21 protein-coding genes and 1 riboswitch are annotated in these 21,428 nt (G+C 39.7%); of the genes, 10 read left to right on the top strand and 11 right to left on the bottom strand.

Annotation, left to right across the window (positions count from 1 at the left end; translation table 11 throughout):
- Positions 1-144: 144 nt before the first annotated feature.
- On the bottom strand, positions 145-1,449 hold the full coding sequence (locus ABC361_RS05275) for an NCS2 family permease (protein WP_413073025.1): 1,305 nt from the start codon (positions 1,447-1,449) through the stop codon (positions 145-147).
- 75 nt (positions 1,450-1,524) lie between these two features.
- Positions 1,525-1,626: riboswitch (purine riboswitch) on the bottom strand.
- Between the two features lie 155 nt (positions 1,627-1,781).
- Here ABC361_RS05275 and ABC361_RS05270 point away from each other — a divergent pair.
- The 3 genes from ABC361_RS05270 (at position 1,782) to ABC361_RS05260 (ending at position 3,243) form a co-directional block, all read left to right on the top strand.
- A complete protein-coding gene (locus tag ABC361_RS05270; RefSeq protein ID WP_413073024.1) occupies positions 1,782-2,144 on the top strand; it encodes a hypothetical protein in 363 nt (120 codons plus the stop codon).
- 29 nt (positions 2,145-2,173) lie between these two features.
- Entirely contained in the window at positions 2,174-2,671 is a 498-nt protein-coding gene (locus ABC361_RS05265) for a phosphatidylglycerophosphatase A family protein (protein WP_413073023.1), read from the top strand.
- Positions 2,672-2,952: 281 nt separating this feature from the next.
- The gene (locus ABC361_RS05260) at positions 2,953-3,243 is read left to right on the top strand and encodes a CotD family spore coat protein (RefSeq protein WP_413073022.1); all 291 of its coding nucleotides are present in this window, start codon (positions 2,953-2,955) and stop codon (positions 3,241-3,243) included.
- Positions 3,244-3,324: 81 nt separating this feature from the next.
- On the opposite strand, the gene guaC is transcribed toward ABC361_RS05260, so the two are convergent.
- Positions 3,325-4,308 (bottom strand): GMP reductase, encoded by a 984-nt coding sequence (gene guaC, locus ABC361_RS05255; protein WP_413073021.1) that lies wholly within the window; start codon positions 4,306-4,308, stop codon positions 3,325-3,327.
- 218 nt (positions 4,309-4,526) lie between these two features.
- Here guaC and ABC361_RS05250 point away from each other — a divergent pair, with 218 nt between their 5' ends.
- Positions 4,527-5,702, top strand: a complete 1,176-nt coding sequence (locus ABC361_RS05250; RefSeq protein WP_413073020.1) for a galactokinase — start codon at positions 4,527-4,529, stop codon at positions 5,700-5,702.
- On the top strand, positions 5,703-7,226 hold the full coding sequence (locus ABC361_RS05245) for a UDP-glucose--hexose-1-phosphate uridylyltransferase (protein ID WP_413073019.1): 1,524 nt from the start codon (positions 5,703-5,705) through the stop codon (positions 7,224-7,226).
- A 202-nt stretch (positions 7,227-7,428) separates the two neighbouring features.
- Here the strand turns inward: ABC361_RS05245 and ABC361_RS05240 are convergent, their stop codons facing one another.
- From ABC361_RS05240 to ABC361_RS05220, 5 genes are all read right to left on the bottom strand, one after another.
- Complete coding sequence (locus ABC361_RS05240; RefSeq protein ID WP_413073018.1) at positions 7,429-7,767, bottom strand: hypothetical protein; 339 nt, start codon at positions 7,765-7,767, stop codon at positions 7,429-7,431.
- Positions 7,768-7,784: 17 nt separating this feature from the next.
- Positions 7,785-8,792, bottom strand: coding sequence for a 3-oxoacyl-ACP synthase III family protein (locus ABC361_RS05235; RefSeq protein WP_413073017.1), 1,008 nt, complete (start codon positions 8,790-8,792; stop codon positions 7,785-7,787).
- 121 nt (positions 8,793-8,913) lie between these two features.
- A complete protein-coding gene (locus ABC361_RS05230) occupies positions 8,914-10,419 on the bottom strand; it encodes an MDR family MFS transporter (protein WP_413073016.1) in 1,506 nt (501 codons plus the stop codon).
- Between the two features lie 267 nt (positions 10,420-10,686).
- Positions 10,687-12,336, bottom strand: coding sequence for a M20/M25/M40 family metallo-hydrolase (locus ABC361_RS05225; RefSeq protein WP_413073015.1), 1,650 nt, complete (start codon positions 12,334-12,336; stop codon positions 10,687-10,689).
- Positions 12,337-12,500: 164 nt separating this feature from the next.
- On the bottom strand, positions 12,501-13,373 hold the full coding sequence (locus ABC361_RS05220) for an ROK family protein (RefSeq protein ID WP_413073014.1): 873 nt from the start codon (positions 13,371-13,373) through the stop codon (positions 12,501-12,503).
- Positions 13,374-13,480: 107 nt separating this feature from the next.
- On the opposite strand from ABC361_RS05220, the gene ABC361_RS05215 reads away from it, so the two are divergent.
- From ABC361_RS05215 to ABC361_RS05200, 4 genes are all read left to right on the top strand, one after another.
- A complete protein-coding gene (locus ABC361_RS05215; RefSeq protein ID WP_413073013.1) occupies positions 13,481-14,512 on the top strand; it encodes a DmpA family aminopeptidase in 1,032 nt (343 codons plus the stop codon).
- A 56-nt stretch (positions 14,513-14,568) separates the two neighbouring features.
- Positions 14,569-15,255 carry a class I SAM-dependent methyltransferase gene (locus ABC361_RS05210; RefSeq protein ID WP_413073012.1) on the top strand — a complete coding sequence of 229 codons (687 nt, stop codon included), beginning with the start codon at positions 14,569-14,571 and terminating at the stop codon, positions 15,253-15,255.
- 72 nt (positions 15,256-15,327) lie between these two features.
- A complete protein-coding gene (locus ABC361_RS05205) occupies positions 15,328-15,678 on the top strand; it encodes a DUF5665 domain-containing protein (RefSeq protein WP_413073011.1) in 351 nt (116 codons plus the stop codon).
- A gap of 23 nt (positions 15,679-15,701) precedes the next feature.
- Positions 15,702-16,133: a DUF948 domain-containing protein gene (locus ABC361_RS05200; RefSeq protein WP_413073010.1), complete on the top strand. Its 432-nt coding sequence runs from the start codon at positions 15,702-15,704 to the stop codon at positions 16,131-16,133.
- 40 nt (positions 16,134-16,173) lie between these two features.
- Here the strand turns inward: ABC361_RS05200 and ABC361_RS05195 are convergent, their stop codons facing one another.
- The 4 genes from ABC361_RS05195 to ABC361_RS05180 all read right to left on the bottom strand — a co-directional run bounded on the left by ABC361_RS05195 (position 16,174) and on the right by ABC361_RS05180 (position 20,296).
- Positions 16,174-16,470: a hypothetical protein gene (locus ABC361_RS05195; RefSeq protein ID WP_413073009.1), complete on the bottom strand. Its 297-nt coding sequence runs from the start codon at positions 16,468-16,470 to the stop codon at positions 16,174-16,176.
- Between the two features lie 29 nt (positions 16,471-16,499).
- Positions 16,500-17,261, bottom strand: a complete 762-nt coding sequence (locus ABC361_RS05190) for a CpsB/CapC family capsule biosynthesis tyrosine phosphatase (protein ID WP_413073008.1) — start codon at positions 17,259-17,261, stop codon at positions 16,500-16,502.
- Positions 17,262-17,323: 62 nt separating this feature from the next.
- Entirely contained in the window at positions 17,324-18,325 is a 1,002-nt protein-coding gene (locus tag ABC361_RS05185) for a YdcF family protein (RefSeq protein ID WP_413073007.1), read from the bottom strand.
- A gap of 330 nt (positions 18,326-18,655) precedes the next feature.
- Positions 18,656-20,296: a glycosyl hydrolase family 18 protein gene (locus ABC361_RS05180; RefSeq protein WP_413073006.1), complete on the bottom strand. Its 1,641-nt coding sequence runs from the start codon at positions 20,294-20,296 to the stop codon at positions 18,656-18,658.
- A 216-nt stretch (positions 20,297-20,512) separates the two neighbouring features.
- On the opposite strand from ABC361_RS05180, the gene ABC361_RS05175 reads away from it, so the two are divergent.
- A complete protein-coding gene (locus tag ABC361_RS05175) occupies positions 20,513-21,424 on the top strand; it encodes a phosphotransferase (protein WP_413073005.1) in 912 nt (303 codons plus the stop codon).
- Positions 21,425-21,428: the final 4 nt, after the last annotated feature.

Genomic DNA, 21,428 nt, shown 5'->3' with positions numbered 1-21,428 from the left:
AAAATTAATTCCAAACAATTATACATGCCAAAAAAACCGTATTTCTTCCTATATAAATAAAGAACATCATGTCGTACAACATTGTTTCTTTCTACGAAAATAAAAAAGCAACTCACCTTAAGGCGAATTGCTTTTTAGAAGATATTAATGAGGTAAGAAGAATAAAAACAACACAAATGCTACAAATAATAAATACATAAGTGGATGTAATTCTTTACCGCGTCCTTTAACAACCATCGTTAATGGATAAAGAACAAAACCAAGTGCAATCCCTGTAGCAATGCTATAAGTTAACGGCATTGTAACGACAGTAAAAAATACTGGAACGGCAATCTCCATCTTGTTCCAATCAATATGACGTAGAGATGTAGCCATCATAACCCCGACAACGATAAGTGCTGGTGCCGTTACTTGCTCCGTAATAACAGACAAAAGTGGAGAAAAGAATAGCGCTACTAAGAAAAACAGACCCGTAAAAATTGCGGTTAGCCCTGTTCGACCACCAACCGCTACGCCTGATGTCGATTCTACGTAAGCTGTTGTAGTTGATGTACCAAAAACGGCCCCAACTGTCGTTGCACTAGCATCTGCAAATAACGCTCTTCCAGCACGAGGTAAGCGATTATCTTTAACAAAACCAGCTTGTGTCGCAACAGCAAACAATGTACCTGCTGTATCAAAAAAGACGATAAATAAGAACGTTAAAATGACAATGAGCATCTGTAAAGTAAAAATCTCATCAGTCCAGCTTTCAAATTGAAACGCTGCTCCGAAAGTCGTTAAGCTTGGTGGCATAGAAAGGATTCCGCCATCTAGGCTATTCATCCCTGTTAAAATACCAGCCAGAGCCGTTAATGCAAGACCATAAAACACTGCGCCTTTAATGTTCATCACTACAAGGACAATCGTAATCACAATTCCAAAGATGGCAAGCAACGTTCCAGGAGATTGTAGATTCCCCATTGTGACAAGTGTTGCTTCATCCCCTACTACAATCCCAGCATTTTTAAGACCAATAAAAGCAATAAATAATCCAATTCCGGCCCCTGCCGCGTATTTAAGTTCTTCTGGTATTGCATTTATAATTTTTTCTCTAAGTTTAAAAATTGTAATAAAGATAAAGATTACACCGGATGCAAAAACAGCAAATAATGCAGCTTGCCAGGACATACCATAGTTTATAACAACCGTGTAAGCAAAAAAGGCATTTAAGCCCATTCCAGGAGCAAGGGCAATTGGATAGTTTGCGATTAATCCCATTATAATAGAACCAACCATTGCAGCTAACGCCGTCGCAACAAACACTGCACCTTGGTCCATCCCTGCTGCACCCAATATATCTGGATTGACGAACAAGATATAAGCCATTGCCAGGAATGTCGTTAATCCTGCTACTGCTTCTTGTCGTATAGATGTTTTGTTTGCACTTAATTGAAAGAACCGATCCATTCTTTTCTTTCCCCCCAAAATAAAATAACTCTAGGATGTTCTACCTAGAGTCGACATGACAAGGTTGTTTTATGCAAACAGCGCTTCTCATATCGTAGTCAAGCTATTTACGGTAGCTCGGTAGAAACTTGCAGACCTTATTTCTGCGGATATACGATCGAAATGCTATACGATTTAGTACGAAATTAGTTTAGCAATAGTAAAGCAAGTTGTCAATATAAAATACGAACATTAAAAGAGTATAATTAAAAAACATTCGTTATTTATCCAATTATTTTCAAGACGACCCTTTTCTTGTATACTTGCCGTACAAGATCAGATGGAGGCCATTGATGTACATTTGTAAGGCAAGATGCAAAACAACTTTATACATTCATGTTGGTGACAAAAACCTCGATTTGCCACAAACCAAACAATTATTTGAGCAACAATATAAAAAAACCATGACAGACTCAGTTAAAGTCTTACAGTTCGAGAATTTTAAGTACTGGCGAAACCATTACAATGAAGTAGCAGCAACGGCAACGATTGAGATTCTCGTTCCTCAATTAACATTTAGCCGCTATATAGAAGATTATGAATCAATGGCTTGTCGTACTGTAAGAAGATTATTACCCACAAAAGGTTCTGGCATCCAAATTATTTCGAGTGAATGGTTATTTCCACAACGAAAAAAAGGGTATAGTAAGAAATAAATGGTTAAAAACAGAGAGGGGCACTTACATTGATTCACAAAATAACAATTGACTTAGCAATTGAGAACCTAGAGGACCGTGGAGTGACAATTGAGGATATTATGGACCTTGTCTATGATTTACAAACACCCTACGTCCCTAATTTAACGAAAGAGATGTGCAGAAACCATGTCATGAAAGTACTTGCTAAACGTGAAGTTCAAAACGCTTTATTAACAGGCATTGAGCTTGATCGATTAGCAGAGCAAAAGAAACTTTCATCTCCTATACAAGAGATTATAGAATCTGATGAAGGCTTATACGGAATTGACGAGATTATCGCCTTGTCCATTGTCAATGTTTATGGATCGATCGGGTTAACAAATTTTGGCTATGTGGATAAAATTAAGCCCGGTATACTCGCCAAACTAAATGATCATAATCAAGAAAAATGTCACACATTTCTTGATGACATTGTCGGCGCAATTGCTGCAGCTGCATCAAGTCGACTAGCCCACTCAGAAGAAGGGGCAGGCGTTCGAGATTAACGATAAGAGAAGCGGGTTAACCCGCTTCTCTTTTTTTATGTGAGTCAATTTTCTTCATTCAATTTAGATGTGAAAATGACGCACAATCTATTGTCGCCATTTAATAAGACAAAAGCTACAAAAATTATTGCTGTTATCATTCGTGAAAAAACTATTACTACTTATTATAAAGTTCATTCATGTATAACCGCCTTTTTCTTCGACTTTCAGGGCTTATAACGAGTCCAATAAGAATCGAACACATAGCTTATAAATAAGATCTTTATTAAGGAGGTGATCTCATGGAACATCGTTGCTCTAAATGTGGGAAAAAGAAGGATAACGTTCATATCACTGAAACGGACCCAATCGTACACACTCCTAGAAAAAGAGTCGTCGAAGAAGTAGAAGTTGTCATCATTCCGGAAGTTCACCCGATTGAAACCGTTGTAAAACGCAAAAAAATCTACCGTCACGTCCATCATTACCCTGAGAAAGTTATTATTGAAGAAGATCAAGAAGTTGAGAATGTAGCCTGTCACGATCAACAACGAACAAGACGACCAAGACAAGGCTGGGATTGGTTTTTATAATAGATAAGTATGTCTATACCGTTTCTTACACAAAAAGCTTTATGAGCAAAATTTGCTCATAAAGCTTTTCTATTCAGTCAATTAATAGACCTTATCGCCATTAAAAATCGAGTTCTTCACAACCACGTAATCAACATTTCGGATCGATTCAAGTTTTGACCCACCTGCGTAAGAAATGGATGATTGTAAATCTTGCTCCATTTCTTCTAATGTATCAATCAATGATCCTTTATGTTCAACAAACATCTTTTTACCTTCTACATTCTTCTTTTCGCCTTTTTGAAACTCAGAAGCGGAACCAAAATATTCTTTGACCAATTTGCCATCTTTTTCTGTTGTTTCGCCTGGCGATTCTTCATGACCTGCAAAAAGGGAGCCAATCATAACCATCGTCGCACCAAAACGAACGGATTTTGCAATATCCCCATTGGTTCGTATACCACCATCTGCAATAATTGGTTTACTTGCCGCTTTCGCGCACCAGCGAAGCGCTGCTAGTTGCCATCCACCTGTTCCAAAACCTGTTTTTATTTTTGTGATACATACTTTCCCAGGTCCAATTCCTACTTTTGTTGCATCAGCACCAGCATTTTCTAGCTCTCTAACAGCTTCTGGTGTACCCACATTTCCTGCGATTACAAAGCTAGTAGGCAGCTTTCCTTTTATATGTTGAATCATTTCAATCACGGCATTAGAGTGACCGTGGGCAATATCAATTGTAATATAATCAGGAATCACACCCTCTGCTGCTAGTTGCTCAACAAAGCGATACTCCTCTTCTTTCACACCAACACTGATCGAAGCAAAAAGATCTTTTGCCTGCATATCTTGTATAAAAGCATAGCGTTTTTCCGGTTGGAATCGATGCATGACATAAAAATATCCGTTTTCTGCTAAATAAAGTGCAATCTTTTCATCTATAATGGTTTGCATATTTGCCGGAACCACTGGTAACTTAAATGTGCGTCCACCTAATTCAACGCTCGTGTCACATTCCGATCTACTATTCACTACGCACTTTGCAGGAATTAATTGAATATCTTCGTAATCAAATACATTTTCCATCTAAGACACCCCTAAAAACGAATATTAAAACACAAAGGGCGTTTAATTGTTCGCCCATTCCGTAATATACATGATTTCCTTGTATAAGTCAAAGCTTTCTTACAATTAAAAGAAAACGGTTACGAAAAAAGTTCCACAATTATAGGTGAGAAAATCGCAATTTTCTCTATATCTTTTCATTTAGAAAACGGTAACATTAGAGTTAGGAGCGTGATTACATGACAATTCTTTACTCATTAAAACAAGCCTTTTACTCGTTTACAAATGAACACCCTCAACGAATTTATTTTTCTCCAGGGCGTGTAAACCTTATTGGTGAACATACAGATTATAACAATGGCTATGTATTTCCTGCAGCTTTAGAGATGGGTACCTATTTAGCAGTAAGCTTTAGAAACGATGAGATGATTTACATGCAAAGCGCTAATTTTCAAACGACCTATCAGTATTCAATTGATAACCTTACGTACTCTGCAAAAGACGATTGGAGCAACTATCCAAAAGGAGTGCTTTATGAATATCAACAGCTCGGTTACCGCCTTCCAGGTATGAACCTTTATTTTTTCGGGGATTTACCAAACGGAGCAGGGTTATCGTCCTCAGCTTCCATTGAAATGGTGACCGCTTTTTTCCTAAATGATGCCCTCCAATCGACGTTGAATCGAACAACCCTTGCTCAACTTTGTCAACGTGTTGAAAATCATTATATTGGTGTAAATAGCGGCATTATGGATCAATACGCGGTAGGCCTTGGAAAAGAAGCACATGCGCTTTTTATTGATACGAATACCCTTCACCACGAGCTTGTCCCGCTTGAATTAGGTGAGTATGCACTTGTTCTAACAAACTCAAATAAAAAGCGTGGCTTAGCAGATTCAAAGTATAATGAGCGTCGCGCAGAGTGTGAACAAGGGTTAAAACTCTTGCAGAATACCGGTTATCAATTGGAATCATTAAGCGATCTAACCGTTGAGGAATGGCAAAAGGCAAGAGCGACCATCCAGCACCCCGTCTTAGAAAAACGAATCAATCATATTGTCACTGAAAATCATCGCGTCAAGCTAGCTGTCAAACACTTAAAAGCGCACGATATTCATAGATTCGGTCATTATATGTGTGAATCACATCATTCGCTGGCTGAAGACTATGAAGTGACCGGAGCTGAACTAGACCTCCTTTACGCTATTCAAAAAGATCAAAGAGGCTGTATCGGCACTCGGATGACCGGTGCAGGCTTTGGAGGATGCACCGTGAGCCTTGTTCATCAAGAATATATTGACCAATTTAAAGAAAATGTGGCGAAACAGTATCATCAGCATACAAAGATCCAACCGGATTTTTATACAAGTTTAGCTGGAGACGGGGTCAAAAAAATTTATGAAGGAGGGCTGTAAATGGTTCATATTTATATTGAACAGTTATTGCTTTACGGTCTAAGAAAGAACTTATTCTTACCGGAAGATAAACACTATCTTCATAATCGCCTTCTTGAATTCTTACATCTCGACTATCCTGAAGAAGTTCACGTCATAGAGGAAGAACAGCTTGAAAACATTCTGCCCCCTTTACTTGACTGGGCGTTTTCTCAAGGCTTAATCTCTCATAACACAGTCACACATCGTGATTTATTCGACACGGCCATTATGAATCTTCTACTTCCTCGACCAAGTGACGTGACGAACTGGTTTAGACATAAGGAAAACAACTATGGTCCTGAAACAGCGACTAAATCCTTCTACCAGTTCAACAAACATTCCAATTACATACGAATGGATCGGATTCAATTAAATGAGAGTTGGCATGTCGACACATCTTATGGTCCATTAGACATAACGATTAACTTGTCAAAGCCTGAAAAAGACCCGACAGCACTTGCAGCGGCTCGAAAGCAGGTACAACTTAAACACTATCCAAACGGGCCACTTGCCAAAGAAAATATAGGTTTCAAAGGTTCACTTAACCATCCTGCCAGACACAATTTACGCTATATTCCTGTTACATTAGCTGGTGAAGAGTGGTATTTTCAGTTTTCCCCTTATGTATACTACAACGAGCATGCGATCATCTTTTCTGGCGAGCAAAAACCGATGGTGATAAACGAAACAACGTTTGAACGATTATTCGATTTTATTGATCAATACCCGCACTATTTTATTGGTTCAAACGCAGATTTACCTATAGTCGGTGGTTCTATTCTTGAACACGACCACTATCAAGGCGGGATGCACTCATTCCCAATGGCTCATGCTCCGCTTAAACAAAAGCTTTCAAACCTAGGCTTTCCTACGATTGAAGCAGGTGTTGTAAAGTGGCCTATGTCAGTAATTCGTTTAAGTGGAACGAATCGAAGCGACTTAATTGCTGCCTCCTCTCTCATTTTAAAAAGCTGGCGATCTTATTCTGATCATTCGCTTGATCTAGTTGCTTTTACGGAAAATGAACAACACAACACCATAACGCCTGTACTACGTATGACCAACGATCATTACGAACTTGACTTAGTTCTCCGAAACAATCGAACAACAGATGAGCACCCTCTCGGTTTGTTTCATCCTCACCAAGAAGCTCATGCGATAAAAAAAGAAAACATTGGTCTTATTGAAGTCATGGGACTAGCCATTTTGCCAGGTCGGTTAAAAAAGGAGTTAGAAGAGATTGCAGCTGTTCTACTAAATGAACATGCAGAAACTTCACTCTCTCAGTCTCCCTATACGCAAAAGCATCGTCATTGGGCAACCGAACTGAAAAGACGATTAGGACAAAAACTGACAAAAGACAATATTGACGATGAATTAAAAAAAGAAGTAGGGCATATTTTTATGAACGTTCTTCATCATGCTGGTGTTTTTAAAGATTCTAAAGACGGATTAGAGGGATTCAATCGCTTTTGGGCGTATTGTGAAAGAAATGGCCAATAAGAAAAGTGGCCAGGAAAAAAGCAAGGTTCAATTTGAGACAAGAACAATTATGATCCTTTATAAGAGGATCCCCTCGCTACAGTGTCTTCAGACACGCGCTGTCCCGCAGGAGTCTCCAGTTCTTATAACAACATAATAGAGAACAAAGAAAAGACGATTAATCCACTGAATTAGTCGCCTTTTCAACATGTTCATATTTTCCTCATACTTCGTTTACTTCAATTAAACGTACATTGTTCATGAGTACATCGATTCGACGCAACTGCGCTCGAGCTGAAGGTGATTTTGCTTGAACGAATAAAATTTCTTTGTAGCCGTGGTCAATATAAGATTGAATAAGCGCCTTAAGGCCATCTAGCATGCTCTGTTTAGAGGCAATAATGTCGCTACCATCTAATACGAGCGTGTATTGCGCACAGTCAATAGAAGAAGCATGCTTAACATAGTCGTTTGTATATGCTTCCGCCTCCTCTTCCGTAATAAATCCACTTACTACGATCGTGAAGCGTTTTTTGTTTTTGTCGAGATTCATTGAATACATCAAACATCATTCCTTTTTTAAAATTTATATAATAATGCCGACAGCGTATAACCTGCGCCGAATGAAAACCAAACAATGGTTTTCCCCTCTGTAAACTTACCTGACTCTAAACCTGATTCAAAAGCAAACCCTGGTGAAGCATTGCCTGCGTATCCGTAGTCACGACTGACGAACAACCATTTATCCATCGACGACTCCATTAATTCACACGTTTTTTTCACTAAACCTTCGTGGAATTGCGAGCAAATAAAGTAATCGATGTCTTTCTCTGTTAAGCCATTCCGTTCAAGTAATTGTGGCAGGACTTCCATATATTTATCGGGAATCCAGCCAGCTGGACCAACTTCCCATCGTAGCGTCCGCTCTCTTAATGTCGTTTCTTCTTTAAACACTTTTGAGTAACCAGCGGCAGGAAAACTCATTAATTCCCAACCATCAGAACCAATTAACGTATCAGAATCAACAATTCCTTTTCCATCTTGTTCGGTTTTTTCTAGCAGAAGCGCACTTGAACCATCCGTTAAAAAGCCAAATGTGACGGGATCGTCTTGATGTGACACATGGGTGGAGTTAAAGACACTAACAAGTAGACATCGCTTTAAGTCATTGCGCGTCTTCATATACGCACTTACCATATCAAAAGAAGACAGCAACCCTGTACAATTTTGATTTAAGTCCATCACAAATTTTACAGCTCCATCATTGCCCTCTCCAAGTGCATTTACAATAGTAATTGCATTCGAAGGAACCGTATACTCAGGTGCATCCGACACAAAAAACAAACCGTGTATATCTGCTAACGTAAGTCCCTCTTTATCTAAAACCGCTTGGCATGCCTTTGTTGCCATCGTAACCGACGTCTCTTGTCGATAATCGCTAATATATGGATGATTTTCTCTCCCACCTATATCAAAAAGTGAATCAACCTGTGCACCAACAGCCGCAAAATGGGTGCGCATGTCTTCACGGTTTTTTATGGATTCTGGCAAGTATTTCGCTGCATTTTTAACAATAATACTACTCAAGCGCAGTTCTCCTCTCTCTATCTAACGTACATTATACATATCGACAAGTTCCGCCAATTTTTAATAGCTGTCTCTTTAAATTTTATAAAAAGAACCTGTAGCTTTAGCTACAGGTTCTCATTTATTCAGGTGACCCTTTCATCTTTAAGTCCTCGTTCGTTTCTACTTTTTCTCCGCCCATAAAAAAGGATGTTAGCAGCGCTAAGCTTATCGGAATAATTGCCAGACTGAAAATAAACGTGATGGAGTCCGACATCGTTGTTGTAATGACTGCCAGAACATCGTCTGGTATTTGTGCCCGACCTTCTGGCGTGAACAACTCTTGTGGATCAGCTATCAAGTTTTCGTTCACCCTATCGGCAAATGCCTCAGTCATACGGTTTGAAAAAGACATGGTTTGCACGGTCCCAAATATTGCAATTCCTACGGTCATTCCGAATGAACGCAGAAACGAGTTCGTTGAATTTGCTGATCCTCGATAGCGCTTTGGTAAATCATTAATAGAGGCAGCTGGTAATAATGAAAAGGAAAACCCGACACCTAATCCTGCTAAAAACATATAGACCCCTAGCATGATACGCGAAATGTCAGGTGTCATCGTCGAGAGCAAGATCATTCCGGTCAAAAAGCATACACCGGAAAAAATCATCATCGTCCGAAACGGTATTTTTGTTTGCAGCATTCCTCCTGTCATACTACCAACGACTGAACCAATCATCATCGGCATTAACGTCGTTCCAGCACTTGACGCAGATCCTCCAAAAACGGCTTGCACAAAAATAGGAATGAAAATGGCTAGCACAACAAATGTCCCACCGTAAATAAACGCAATGATTTGCGATGTCGCAAATAATCTCTTTTTAAACATCCAAAACGATATAATTGGTTCCTCTGCACGACGTTCCGCAAAAACAAAAACAATGAAAGCGACCAACGCTAAAGCAAATAATGCCAAAAGTTCTGGTGAAGACCAACCATAGGCTTCTCCACCTAATTCCAACGCAAACATTAAACAAACAACCGCAATGACAAGGGTGGAAGCCCCAAGCCAATCAATTTTCTGTTTTCTCGTTTCCAACGTTTCTTTATAATGACGACCTATTAAATACAGTGCCACTGCACCGATTGGTACATTAATATAGAAAATCCAATGCCAGCTTAACGTTTCCGTAATAAACGCACCCATTAACGGGCCAAACACACTAGAAACGCCAAAAACTGCGCCAATTAACCCTGTCATCTTGCCTCTCTTTTCAGGTGGGAAAATATCAAAAATAATCGTAAATGCGATTGGCATTAATGCGCCGCCACCAATTCCTTGAATCACTCGGAACACAATAAGTTGATTCATAGAGTCAGCCAACCCACATAATATAGAGCCAATTAAAAAAACAATTAAACCAAATAAAAAGAACCGTTTTCTTCCATACATGTCAGACAATTTGCCATAGATCGGCATACCTGCCATCATCGCAACCATATATGCTGCGGTGACCCAGACAAACTGATCATAATTCCCCAAGTCTCCTACAATCGTGCCCATTGCCGTTGCAACAATGGTATTATCGATCGCAGCCATAAAAATTCCGAGCAAGAGACCAGCCGTTACCAATGATGATGTTTTCATATGTATACTCCTTACTTGTTCACACTTCAAACCCTCTTCCTAGTTTACACTACGAATTCACCCTCTACCTATAAAATTTACAATTTTTCTGTTTTATTGTTTTGCATCAAAACGACACGTTCTCGTAACGACAGTTGGTATGATAAATGAAAAAAAAGTTCTAGCAGAACCCTCTTGACCGACTAGGTTCTTAAAAGAGCATCTAAGCTAGAACTTTGTGAAGTTTTTTAGATCGTGTCTATCATCTCTCACTCAATCCCCTCAAGCCTACGCTAAATGTTTTGTCGCATAACGTAACAAAACTGGGGCTACTTTTGTTGAATAAGACAGCTGTAATCGCTCTGTTCGTTTATGCGCATCCTTTCCAAAAGGACCTACGTTAATCGTTGGCACATTAAGCTTTTGAATGGCCTGGATAGGGATTAGATAATTCTTATTATAGAGCGGCATAAAGGTTGTGAGCGTTGTTTCTGCTCGCTCGTCGCCTTTAGAGCGGAGGTAACTCACATCAGACAGCCCTGGAAAAAATGTCTTTAATACAATGGATTCTTGAAACGATTCGGTTCCAATGTGTTGCAACGATTTTGTCAGCTGGAGAATCGCATCATCTTGCGTTTCATCCAGCTTGACGTGCGGGTAATAAGGTGGCTGTAACAACAATAAATAAAAGGGTGCGAGATCTAAGAAATAGGATGATAAGTTCCTTGCGACAGTCAATGTTTGATCAGTAAAATTGTCATTCTCTGCGATACTTTCTTCGATAATGGTTTCATAAGATTTTTTAAAAGAAACGCCATACTTCTTGATTCCTCGCTCATAAAGTTCTGTAATCGTGTACACTTTTGGCTGCGGGACAGCAGCAGCTAAAGCATCTGTACCAAAAGCAAGTCGATGATTGACCAATCGTTCGTAAATCGCTTCGCTTGCATGGAGACAGGCCTGTTTTACTTTTTCCATGACTGCCTCAGGGCTAGAATGTAAGGTGAGTACGTTATAAAACAAGTAGGATTCATTAGGCGTCTGAACATCATAGGTTTCTTTTAAATCACGAATTCGCAAGCACGTTGGAGAAGGGGATGACTCTCCATCTAGTTGATCAGAGAAGCTATCCGACCATTCCATTTCAACTGCAAGCTGTGCGGCCATGACAGAAGCATTAATGCCTTCCAAGGGTTGACCGACATGTGTCTCTCTTCCTAAACAATAGATGAACGGTAACAGTTTACCGGTTGAACCAGTATAAATATATTTATTAAAATCGTTTGGATAAGCTGAAAAATTCGGTTCTGAGCAAATGCACGCGGAAAATTCCCAGCCAGCTTGTTGGTAGCGTTCAAGTTCTTCTACAGCAGCAAACATACCCAGCGACAATTTTTCTTCATCTGGAACCGCAACTAGACAAATATTTTCTTTTGAGTGGTCATCGTTCGCAATGTCTTCCATAATGGATAACTGCATAGCTAGACCTGCTTTCATATCCATTGAACCTCTGCCAAACAAGTAGTCATTGGAATGCAAATCTTTCCTAGCATCTTCGTCTAAAAATCCTTCTTGCTCTTGTAAGAGTCGATGTTGTAATTCAACCGGTTTAAAAGCTTCCTCTTTATAGAGACCGAAATCATCCACACCAACAACATCAAAATGACTAAGTAATATCGTCGCTCTTCTTGATGAAGCGTTTTTGTCGAGCATCGCTACAATGGCGATTCGATTTAGAGGATCTCCTTTTAAAGGAACCTGTTTCACTTTTTCTGGATGCTTTTGAAAATAAGGGTTGCGCAACAAAATTGAATGAATTAAATCAGCCATTTGATTTTCTTGGGTCGTTCCAGAAATACTCGGCTGATGAACAAGTTCTTTTGTTAATTCTAAGACACGGTCAGAATGTGGATAAGCTTGAAAGTGAGAATAAGACATCGAAAAGACCTCCCTTATCTATGCTAATCTATCGTATGTATCGCTTCTTTCGCTGTTCCTCCTCTTCTCTCCTTTAACAAATACGTGTTCCATTCGACAAAATCCTTCTTCTCCATATAAAAAAGCTATGATGGGTACGGATGTAGCCATCATAGCTTTTGGATTTAACGTTTTCTTTCTGCTTGACGGGCAAGTAACAATGCCCCTTCAATCCCAGCGTGTTCATGAAGTCCAGGAGCAACAATATAGTCGTCTGGATTTCCTATATCCATATAGCCATTTAGCTGTTGGACAAGTTCTTCTCGTATGAGGGCATAAAGCTGTTTTTGCTTCATGACTCCACCACCGATAATGACTTTTTTCGGGGATAATACGTACGTATATGCCGCAATCGCTTGAGCAAGATAATAGGCTTCTAGCTGCCATACCTTATCGTCTTCCGCTAACTCTATTCCGGCTTTACCCCAACGCGCTTCAATCGCTGGGCCTGCAGCCATCCCTTCTGCACATGTCCCATGATACGGACAGTGACCTTGAAACGAATCATCCTTATGTGGTTTGACTGGTACATGCCCCATTTCAGGATGGGATAATCCCTCTAATACGTTTCCATTTACAACTGCTCCAGCGCCAATTCCGGTTCCAACAGTTATGTACATACAGCTATCTAACCCTTTAGCAGCTCCTTTTGTTGCTTCCGCCAATGCCGCACCGTTTACATCTGTCGTTATTTCGATCGGAACATTTAGTTCATTAAATGCATCTAACAACGGATAGCCTTTCCAGCCTTTTTTGGGCGTACTCGCTAAAGAACCATATGTATCGGAACCTTCTTTTAGGTCTAGAGGACCAAAACTACCAATCCCTAGACTTGTAATTCCATTCTTTTTAAAAAAAGCAACAATAGGTGGGACGGTTTCTTCTGGCGTTAATGTTGGGATTGTAAGTTGATCCAACCAAACCCCTTCCTCATCTGTTGCCACACAAATCATTTTTGTGCCTCCAGCTTCCAAACCACCATAGCGAACGTTGTTCATTCCTTTTCCTCCTACCCAGTAAACTAGTAAAAAGTATAGCATCCATCCTCCTATTTTGCTTTACGTTCTGATTGTTTTTTGTAAAATAGATAAAAAGGAGGTTTTTCATGCTTCATTCTTCCGCTAGGCAAGCAGGATTTTCTTTCCCAGGATTCGCTACCGGTAAGCATAACTGCATAACAGATGTAGAAGGTGTCCAAGTGGGGCATTCTACGCTTATTGAAGGAGAACACATCCGAACAGGTGTAACGGCGATTTTGCCTCATCGTCGAAATCTGTTTGAAGAAAAAGCACAGGCAGGGTCCTATGTATTAAATGGCTTCGGAAAAACAACAGGGCTCATTCAGCTTGAAGAATTAGGCTTACTTGAAAGTCCTATCATGCTTACAAACACGTTCTCCGTTCCAGCTGTAACCGAAGGAACCCTTTCCTACCTCCTAACGCAAAATCCTCAAATTGGTGCGAGAACAGGTACTGTAAACGTCGTAACGACGGAATGTAACGATGGGTACTTAAACGACATCCGTCGTATGCATGTAAAACCAAGTGATGCCGTTCAAGCAATTAAGTCAGCATCATCTGCACCTACTCAAGAAGGTGCGATCGGTGCTGGAACAGGAATGTCATGCTTAGGCTTTAAAGGCGGAGTTGGCACAAGTTCTCGCGTTGTTTCCACCTATACATTGGGCTGTCTAGTGTTAACAAATTACGGAAAGAAAGGGGATTGGATGTATAGTCGTCACGCTAACCAAATTTTCATTGCTTCAGAAAACGACGATGCGCCACCTCCAGATGGTTCCATTATTATTGTTCTTGCTACCGATGCGCCTCTCGATGCCCGCCAATTAAAACGTGTCGCAAAACGCGGAACTCTTGGATTAGGTCGTACAGCGTCATTCGCAGCCAATGGAAGTGGCGATATCGTCCTAGCATTTTCTACCGCAAATCGAATACCTCATGAGCCACCTTCTTCCCTTCAACAGGTTTCGTTTTTACATGATCAACATGAGGACATGTCTAAGCTATTCGCCGCTACTGCAGAAGTAGTAGAAGAGGCAATCTTGAATTCGTTATGTGCCGCAACAACGATGACAGGCTTTAATGGTCATACGCGACAGGGTTTGCTTGAACAAACGTAATCTGCACAAATGCCTAATTCGTTGCATAGACTGTTGCGAGAATGGAGGCGTTTGGCATGAAAAAAGAGTATGAAAATAAAGCTAGTACGTATTATCAAGGAATCAATCAACAGCTTTTTTCATTAATCGATCCAGAAAGTAAGGTTATCTTGGATGTTGGCTGTGGAGAAGGTGCGTTAGGTGCGGCGATTAAGGACACTTATGAGGCAGAGGTACATGGCTTTGAGCTTTTCCAACATGCGGCTGATCAAGCACGAAAAAAGCTCGATTCTGTAACTGTAGGAAACATTGAACAAGACTCACTCCCGTTTGCACATGAACATTTTGATGGAATCATCTTTGCAGACGTTCTTGAACACACGTTAGATCCATGGGCGACACTTGAGAAAGTAAGACCTTACTTAAAAAAATCAGGAGCCATTTATGCAAGCATACCGAATGTTGGTCACATTTCTATCATCGAAGAGCTGATTCGAGGTACATGGAATTATGTAGATGCTGGACTTCTTGATAAAACCCATTTTCGTTTTTTTACAAAGAGCGAGATTGAAAAATTGTTTATATCGAGCGGATATGAAGTTGAGCTGATTGTTAATAATCAAGTGCTTTTTCCACACCACCATCAGCTCATTCATAAAATTGTTGAAGCTGGTCAATCTATAGGTATAAATGTTGACACGTTTATTGAACGATCGGTTGCGTATCAATACATGCTAAAAGCCAAACCTGTTGTCACCGCATAATGCCCGGTGGCTTTTTGGTTTAGTCCCCACCTAAATCGGTTATAGGATAGAGATACTGAATGGTTGGGAGGGATGACGTTGCCACTTACAGAGGATCAAAAAAACAGGATGCTTCCATCAAAGCATCGCCAGCGCGAAATTGAGAAACAAGCGGATGAAAACGATCGTTTTGAGGAATTATTAAACAAACTGGAAGACGTGACAACGAATGGACGTCTAAAAGATATGGCTTTTCATTTTACAGATACGAAACAAGTGGTAAAATCAAATTTAATCGCTGGTATCGCAAGAGGCGTAGGATTGACAATCGGAGTCGCACTTTTTGTTTCTCTTCTCCTCGCCATTATTAGCTTATTCGAACCTTTGCCGATTGTAGGTGAATGGCTTGCAGATTTAGCGAATCTCATTGAAGCAAATCGATAATTTTAAGAAGGAGGTTTTTGAACATGGATTGGTTAGGTATAGGCGTACTTGTTTTTGCAATAGCTTTTTTAATTGCTGTTTTTTCTTTACTTCCAGCAATGCGTAATTTAGCAAAAACATTAGACAAGACTGCAACAACTGTTGCACAACTTGAAAAAAGTTTAGACGAAATAACTGGTGAGGTAAAAGTCACGCTACATAACACGAATGAAACAATTATGGACGTGAATGAAAAGGTTACAAAATTAAACCCACTTTTTGACATGATTCATGATTCTGGAGAAGCTGCACATCGTGCTTCCGCTGCACTTTCTACCTATACGCTGACGCGTGTGAATGCTGCGAAACAAGAAGCTGTTACGGCTCAACCAGACCAAGTTTCGGGAATTATTAAAAGTATTGCATTTCTTTATTACTTCCGAAAAGCAAAGAAACAACAACAACCAGATGTTTAAAAAAAGACGGGGCGTCCTCTCAAGAGGGCGACCGTCTTTTTTAATGGTAGACTGTTAAAAGTTGATCAATCGCTTCCGCTAATTCCACCTGTTCCACGTCATAGCGACCACCTAACACAATTCGATCAAACTTATCATTGTTACGTAGTAATTCCAACTGGTAAATAGATTGATCTTTTGTTTGAACGCTTACCACAACATCCTGACCATCCTTACGCGTTACATAAAGCAAAACACCATGATCCATAGGAATATAGCCTTTCACGTTCCACGCTGTGAGCCAATCCATTTCCTTGCTTTGTATAGATATGATAATACGCTCTGCTACTTCTTCCACTTTTAACGCCTCCTTGCTTCCTTAGTGTATCATGCTCTTGATTTACTAAAAAAGGAGGAAAATGAGCGTTTGTCTACATGAAGCGGTTCTTCAATGATAATTTGCGAGCGATTTAGTAAATTACTGAAATTTTTTTGAATTTGCTCACTCTGTTCCGGGCTATATTTCGTGAGGATTCCCGTTACCTCATCTCGTTCATCACGCTCTGAAAGGAGGGTTTCTGTATAGTTGCCAATCATATGAATTAAGTTTCCGTTTAGTAATGTTCGAATACACTTTTTTAACGCTTTGTCATTTGTTTGCAAAAGACTCATCGCATTTACCATTGTATACGCGCCATTCTTGACGAACTTATACAATAAGTCTGGATTTCTTTGTACCCGTTTGTCGGTTTCTGGATATAAAAGAACAGGATAATAGCCAGCAACAGCTAAATGATAAAGCTTATTTGCCGCTAACTCTAAATCTGCACCATCAAGCGTAATAAAGACAAAGCGTGTCTTGTTCAACGTAAGTGCCTGTCCGCTCTCTAAATCTAAAAGGAGCTCATCGTATAAAGGTAACGTATGACCAGTTAAAAGCGTGATCCCATTTAATTGCTCATTGTAATCATCCACTATACGCTGGATGTCCTCTCCCCACGTCGCAGGCTGTTCTCGATTAAAAAGTGGAATATAGCAAAGTGAATGCATGTCTTGGTCACGAACGAAATGGATTTGCTCAATAATCTTTGATCGCGATCGGGAAACACCACTAATTTCTGGAAGTCCATGATTCCATACATCAAACATTTTCATTCCTCCTTTTTTCGGTTAACCTACTCTATTTGACAACCTAAAATGGTTTTCCTGCACTACCTTAAATAAAAATAGGCTGAAACAAGAACATAGAGAATAAAAAAAGCGAGATGCGTTTTTTTATTCATGTACAAAACCCCAATAAACTCACGAGTATATGCGTTTGGTTGAAAATACCATGCTGTTGGTGATCCAATCCCTTCAGCAGGCATTGCGAGTTGTTTTGCAATTAAACTCGATCGGAAAACATGAAAGTGATTCGTGACAAATACCATTTTTAACGATTCGGATTGCCTCATCAATTTCTTTGAGAACAGGAAATTCTCATGGGTATTACGAGCTCGGTCTTCTAAAATAATTTGCTGAGGAGGAATGTTTTTCTTGATGAGATACGCTTTCATCGCTTCCGCTTCACTGATTAACTCATCTTCTCCTCTCCCTCCTGACACAATGATTTTAGGAGGAGGCGCAACGTTTTTTTGCATTTCATAGAAATAGACACCTCTATCTAATCGACTTGCTAATATCGGGGAAACCCGCTTCCCTTTTAATAATCCTGCTCCCAGTATCAAAAGATAATCTTGATTGTAATAAGGTCGGACCTGCCGATATAGTAGAGAGGAGATTAGAAATGATAAAAACCAAAAACCATATAGCCCAATATAAACCGTTGTTGTTAACGCAAGAGGTTCAATCGTAAACAATGCGGTCGGGATAAGTATAAATAGCACCATAACAAACAAGCTAATGAGTAACGAAAAAAAATTATTCCATTTTCTACCTTCTTTCTTCACAAGCTTCCACGTATTTCGGATAATGTATCCTACTACGAAGAGTAAAAAAAGCATGCTCATAAGGGCGAACAATGCAGATAAAATTAAGATAACATAATCGTATCTGCTCATCGGCCCTGTGGTTGCAACTGCTATACCACCTGCAAGAAATAATAATAGACTTGCCGTTAAGAACATTCCGTTAAAAATACTTCGCTTTTCAATGCGCATACTAAAGAAAAAAACAATTGCACACATGATGGCACATAATAAAAAGATATTCATGTTCTTCACCCTTGCCTATTTTTCGTATTATTCCTGTTTTACGATGATGCGAAACTAGTTAAAAAGCCTTATTACTTGAGTCAATATCATCATTTGAGCTAGACGCTAAAATGACGTACACTCTATTTAAAATGGCGAACGCATTCCGCGGGAGTCGTCGCCATTTAACAAGACCACAAACAATAATACTGTTAACATTCATGAAAAAGACTACTACTTTTTTATGAAATTAATTAATTTATATTATCTATAATACAGCACAAAAACACGGCACACGTTTGGCACATGTACCGTGCATAAGAAATGCTCACTGCACTTCTATTCTACTACTTAAGGAGTGATTTTTTTCCACACATCCCACTCACCTGATCGACTTGGATCTTCTCCTCTTGTCCACCATTTCGCTTCATACCAAACGCCACGATGTTCGACTTGATCGCCTTTCGTATAAATCTTATCTTTTAACCAACTAGTGGTATCTACATCATCGTTACACTGATCAACTTTTTTCCATACATCCCACTCGCCTGAGCGGTTTGGATCTTCTCCTCGCGTCCACCATTTTGCTTCATAAACAAGTCCATCCTTCTTTACTTGATCACCCTTCACATATACCGTATCTTTGGACCATTGCTCGACTTGACATATGTGCTGCTCATCATCTTCAGAAAATACATCTGCGATAGACTGGACAAGTTCTCCATCGCGATTATTGCTCGTTTCCCAAAACATAGCACCAGCTAGCCCGTGATCAACTACATACTGGGCTTTATGCGTAATCGATTCAGGGTCGTCGTACGTGATAAAGGTTCCATTTTCTTCGTTATAGAGAAATGGCACCTTGGATTTGTCATTCCAGTATCGCTTGTAGCCATTTTGATTAATATAGTTTTCTTTTAAATCTTGATAATCAAACGTAGCGTTTGTCCACGTTCCTACATCAGCTGGGCCGTCACAAAAAGCATACTCCCCATTATTTTCACTGTCGCAACCTTTCCACCCATACCCGTAGAAAGGCATACCCATTAAGAGCTTCTCTTCAGGAACACCTGCGTTTAAATGTCCTTGAATAGCAGCATCCACATTGAGTGCATCTGCCCAGGGAACAGTTGCTTCTTCGTCATAAAATAAAGGTGCATTATGTCCATTTTGAATTTGCCATGTGCCGTTTAAGTCATACGTCATAATTTGAATCCAGTCTAAAATGTGTGCGAGCTTTTCCATTTCATTGTTTTGTAAATAGCTAGGGGAGGCTGAAGACGCGATGGTCAATAAGTACTGTTTGCCATCTTCCTCTCCTGCTTGATCTAATGCATTCCTAGTTGCTTCTAAAAGCTTTGTGTGATTTTGCTTATCTTCAGGACTACGTTCATTTTCTGGCATTCCGCCGCTCACTGGATATTCCCAATCTAGATCCAATCCGTCAAACCCGTATGCTCGTACAAAATCCACTGCAGATTGTGCAAAGGTTTCTCGCGTTTCTTCTGTAGCGGCAACAAGGGATAAGCGATTGGACCATGTATAGCCACCAACCGATATCACTGTTTTAAGATGCGGGTGTTCTTCTTTTAGTTTTTGAAGTTGCTTCACGTTTCCTTTGATCGCCTCATCTTCACGATCTCCAGGGTACATTTTATGCACATCTTGTTCGGGGTCCCCTAACACAATCGTCCCGTTCGGTACATCAATTATTCCGTTTTCATCTTCACACGCCCATTCTTGTGGGTTAGGTCCTGTCGGGTCTAGATTTCCATGCACCCCATCCCAGCAGACATTCGCAAACGCATACATAATATGTGTCATGTTTTCAGCTGGAAGATCCGTAACTTCATAGCCTCTTTCTTCAGCAACCCATGATGGGTAATACCCAACAATTTTCTTTTCAGCTTGTTCTGCCTTAGCTTGATCTGAACTACTAAATAATAATAACGTTATAATGATTAAACATACAGAAAATCGTTTTTTATTCATGTTCATTCCTCCTTTTACCTCTTTGACATTCCCGATAAAAGGAAATAATCCTGCAAAATATTTCTAAATAATCTGAAATAACTACTATTTGCGCCTTTTTTTGCACTCAAATGCGTCTTTTTAGCTATTGCTTCTTTACTGTAATAAAACTATAGTGATAGAATAGTCACTATTTTCTTAACAGGTATGCGTCTATAAGAAGTGAGGGATTTTTTAATGCGCACGATTGATGAAGCGTTTCAGTTGTCCATCCGATACACTGATAAGTTAACGAACCGCGTGGACAGAATTTATACCCGAGATGAAAAACAATTTATTTTAAAAAAGAAATCTGATAGAGAGCGCGCACAATTGGAAGCACAACTGCTGCAAGATCTCATTCAAAAAAATCAGCCAGTCCCTTCTCCTATAAAAACGAAGTCAAACGAATATATCGTTCAAACGCACCAATCTTATTATGTGGTGTACGAGCATTTACAAGGGAAGCACGTAGCCATTGATCAGTTGCTTGAACATACGCACAATGTTTCTAGTCAAATCGGTTCCTCCCTAGCAAAACTGGATAACGCGCTTCTTGAAGTCAGTGACCGCCATACATCTTTTAAAAAACGGCAAGTGCTAACGTCACTGTACAGCAACATTGTTCCATTTATGCAAAAAGAGGAAATAGCACTTGATGTTGTTCATCTTTTAACTGAACTATCCGAGGGGATGCAATGTTTAGAACACCTACCAACACAGCTGATTCATCGCGACCCCCACTATCTTCATTTTCTTTTTGACGATCATCAAGTAAGTGGAATAATCGATTTAGAATTAGTTGAAGAAAATGTGAGGGTTTTAGATCCATGTTACTTTGCGACAAGTGTGTTAAGTGACGTGTTCTCAAATCCTGATGATATCGAGCGCTGGTTTCCTGCAATGAAGGTTTTTTTCCGCGCTTACCATCAAGAAAACCCTTTTACCATTCAAGAGAGAAAAGCACTTTGGTATACATTTTTAAGTATTGAAGCTGTTATGATTGCTTTCTTTAGCCACGACCAAGAACGTATGGAAAAAAATCGAGCAATGTTCTACTGGCTTTATGAAAATAAGCAAATGATTGATGAACTCATTCACCTCAGATAATAAA

Source organism: Shouchella phoenicis (assembly GCF_047238345.1).
GTDB lineage: Bacteria > Bacillota > Bacilli > Bacillales > Bacillaceae_D > Shouchella.
The sequence above is the reverse complement of the archived record's forward strand: the minus strand, read 5'-3'. Positions and strand labels throughout refer to the sequence as shown.

Bases quoted from the DNA above. Each gene is read 5' to 3' on its own strand.
- ABC361_RS05275 (WP_413073025.1), bottom strand. From the start codon at position 1,449: ATGGATCGGTTCTTTCAATTAAGTGCAAACAAAACATCTATACGACAA.
- ABC361_RS05270 (WP_413073024.1), top strand. From the start codon at position 1,782: ATGTACATTTGTAAGGCAAGATGCAAAACAACTTTATACATTCATGTT.
- ABC361_RS05260 (WP_413073022.1), top strand. From the start codon at position 2,953: ATGGAACATCGTTGCTCTAAATGTGGGAAAAAGAAGGATAACGTTCAT.
- guaC (WP_413073021.1), bottom strand. From the start codon at position 4,308: ATGGAAAATGTATTTGATTACGAAGATATTCAATTAATTCCTGCAAAG.
- ABC361_RS05250 (WP_413073020.1), top strand. From the start codon at position 4,527: ATGACAATTCTTTACTCATTAAAACAAGCCTTTTACTCGTTTACAAAT.
- ABC361_RS05245 (WP_413073019.1), top strand. From the start codon at position 5,703: ATGGTTCATATTTATATTGAACAGTTATTGCTTTACGGTCTAAGAAAG.
- ABC361_RS05240 (WP_413073018.1), bottom strand. From the start codon at position 7,767: ATGTATTCAATGAATCTCGACAAAAACAAAAAACGCTTCACGATCGTA.
- ABC361_RS05230 (WP_413073016.1), bottom strand. From the start codon at position 10,419: ATGAAAACATCATCATTGGTAACGGCTGGTCTCTTGCTCGGAATTTTT.
- ABC361_RS05225 (WP_413073015.1), bottom strand. From the start codon at position 12,336: ATGTCTTATTCTCACTTTCAAGCTTATCCACATTCTGACCGTGTCTTA.
- ABC361_RS05220 (WP_413073014.1), bottom strand. From the start codon at position 13,373: ATGAACAACGTTCGCTATGGTGGTTTGGAAGCTGGAGGCACAAAAATG.
- ABC361_RS05215 (WP_413073013.1), top strand. From the start codon at position 13,481: ATGCTTCATTCTTCCGCTAGGCAAGCAGGATTTTCTTTCCCAGGATTC.
- ABC361_RS05210 (WP_413073012.1), top strand. From the start codon at position 14,569: ATGAAAAAAGAGTATGAAAATAAAGCTAGTACGTATTATCAAGGAATC.
- ABC361_RS05205 (WP_413073011.1), top strand. From the start codon at position 15,328: ATGACGTTGCCACTTACAGAGGATCAAAAAAACAGGATGCTTCCATCA.
- ABC361_RS05200 (WP_413073010.1), top strand. From the start codon at position 15,702: ATGGATTGGTTAGGTATAGGCGTACTTGTTTTTGCAATAGCTTTTTTA.
- ABC361_RS05190 (WP_413073008.1), bottom strand. From the start codon at position 17,261: ATGTTTGATGTATGGAATCATGGACTTCCAGAAATTAGTGGTGTTTCC.
- ABC361_RS05185 (WP_413073007.1), bottom strand. From the start codon at position 18,325: ATGAATATCTTTTTATTATGTGCCATCATGTGTGCAATTGTTTTTTTC.
- ABC361_RS05180 (WP_413073006.1), bottom strand. From the start codon at position 20,296: ATGAATAAAAAACGATTTTCTGTATGTTTAATCATTATAACGTTATTA.
- ABC361_RS05175 (WP_413073005.1), top strand. From the start codon at position 20,513: ATGCGCACGATTGATGAAGCGTTTCAGTTGTCCATCCGATACACTGAT.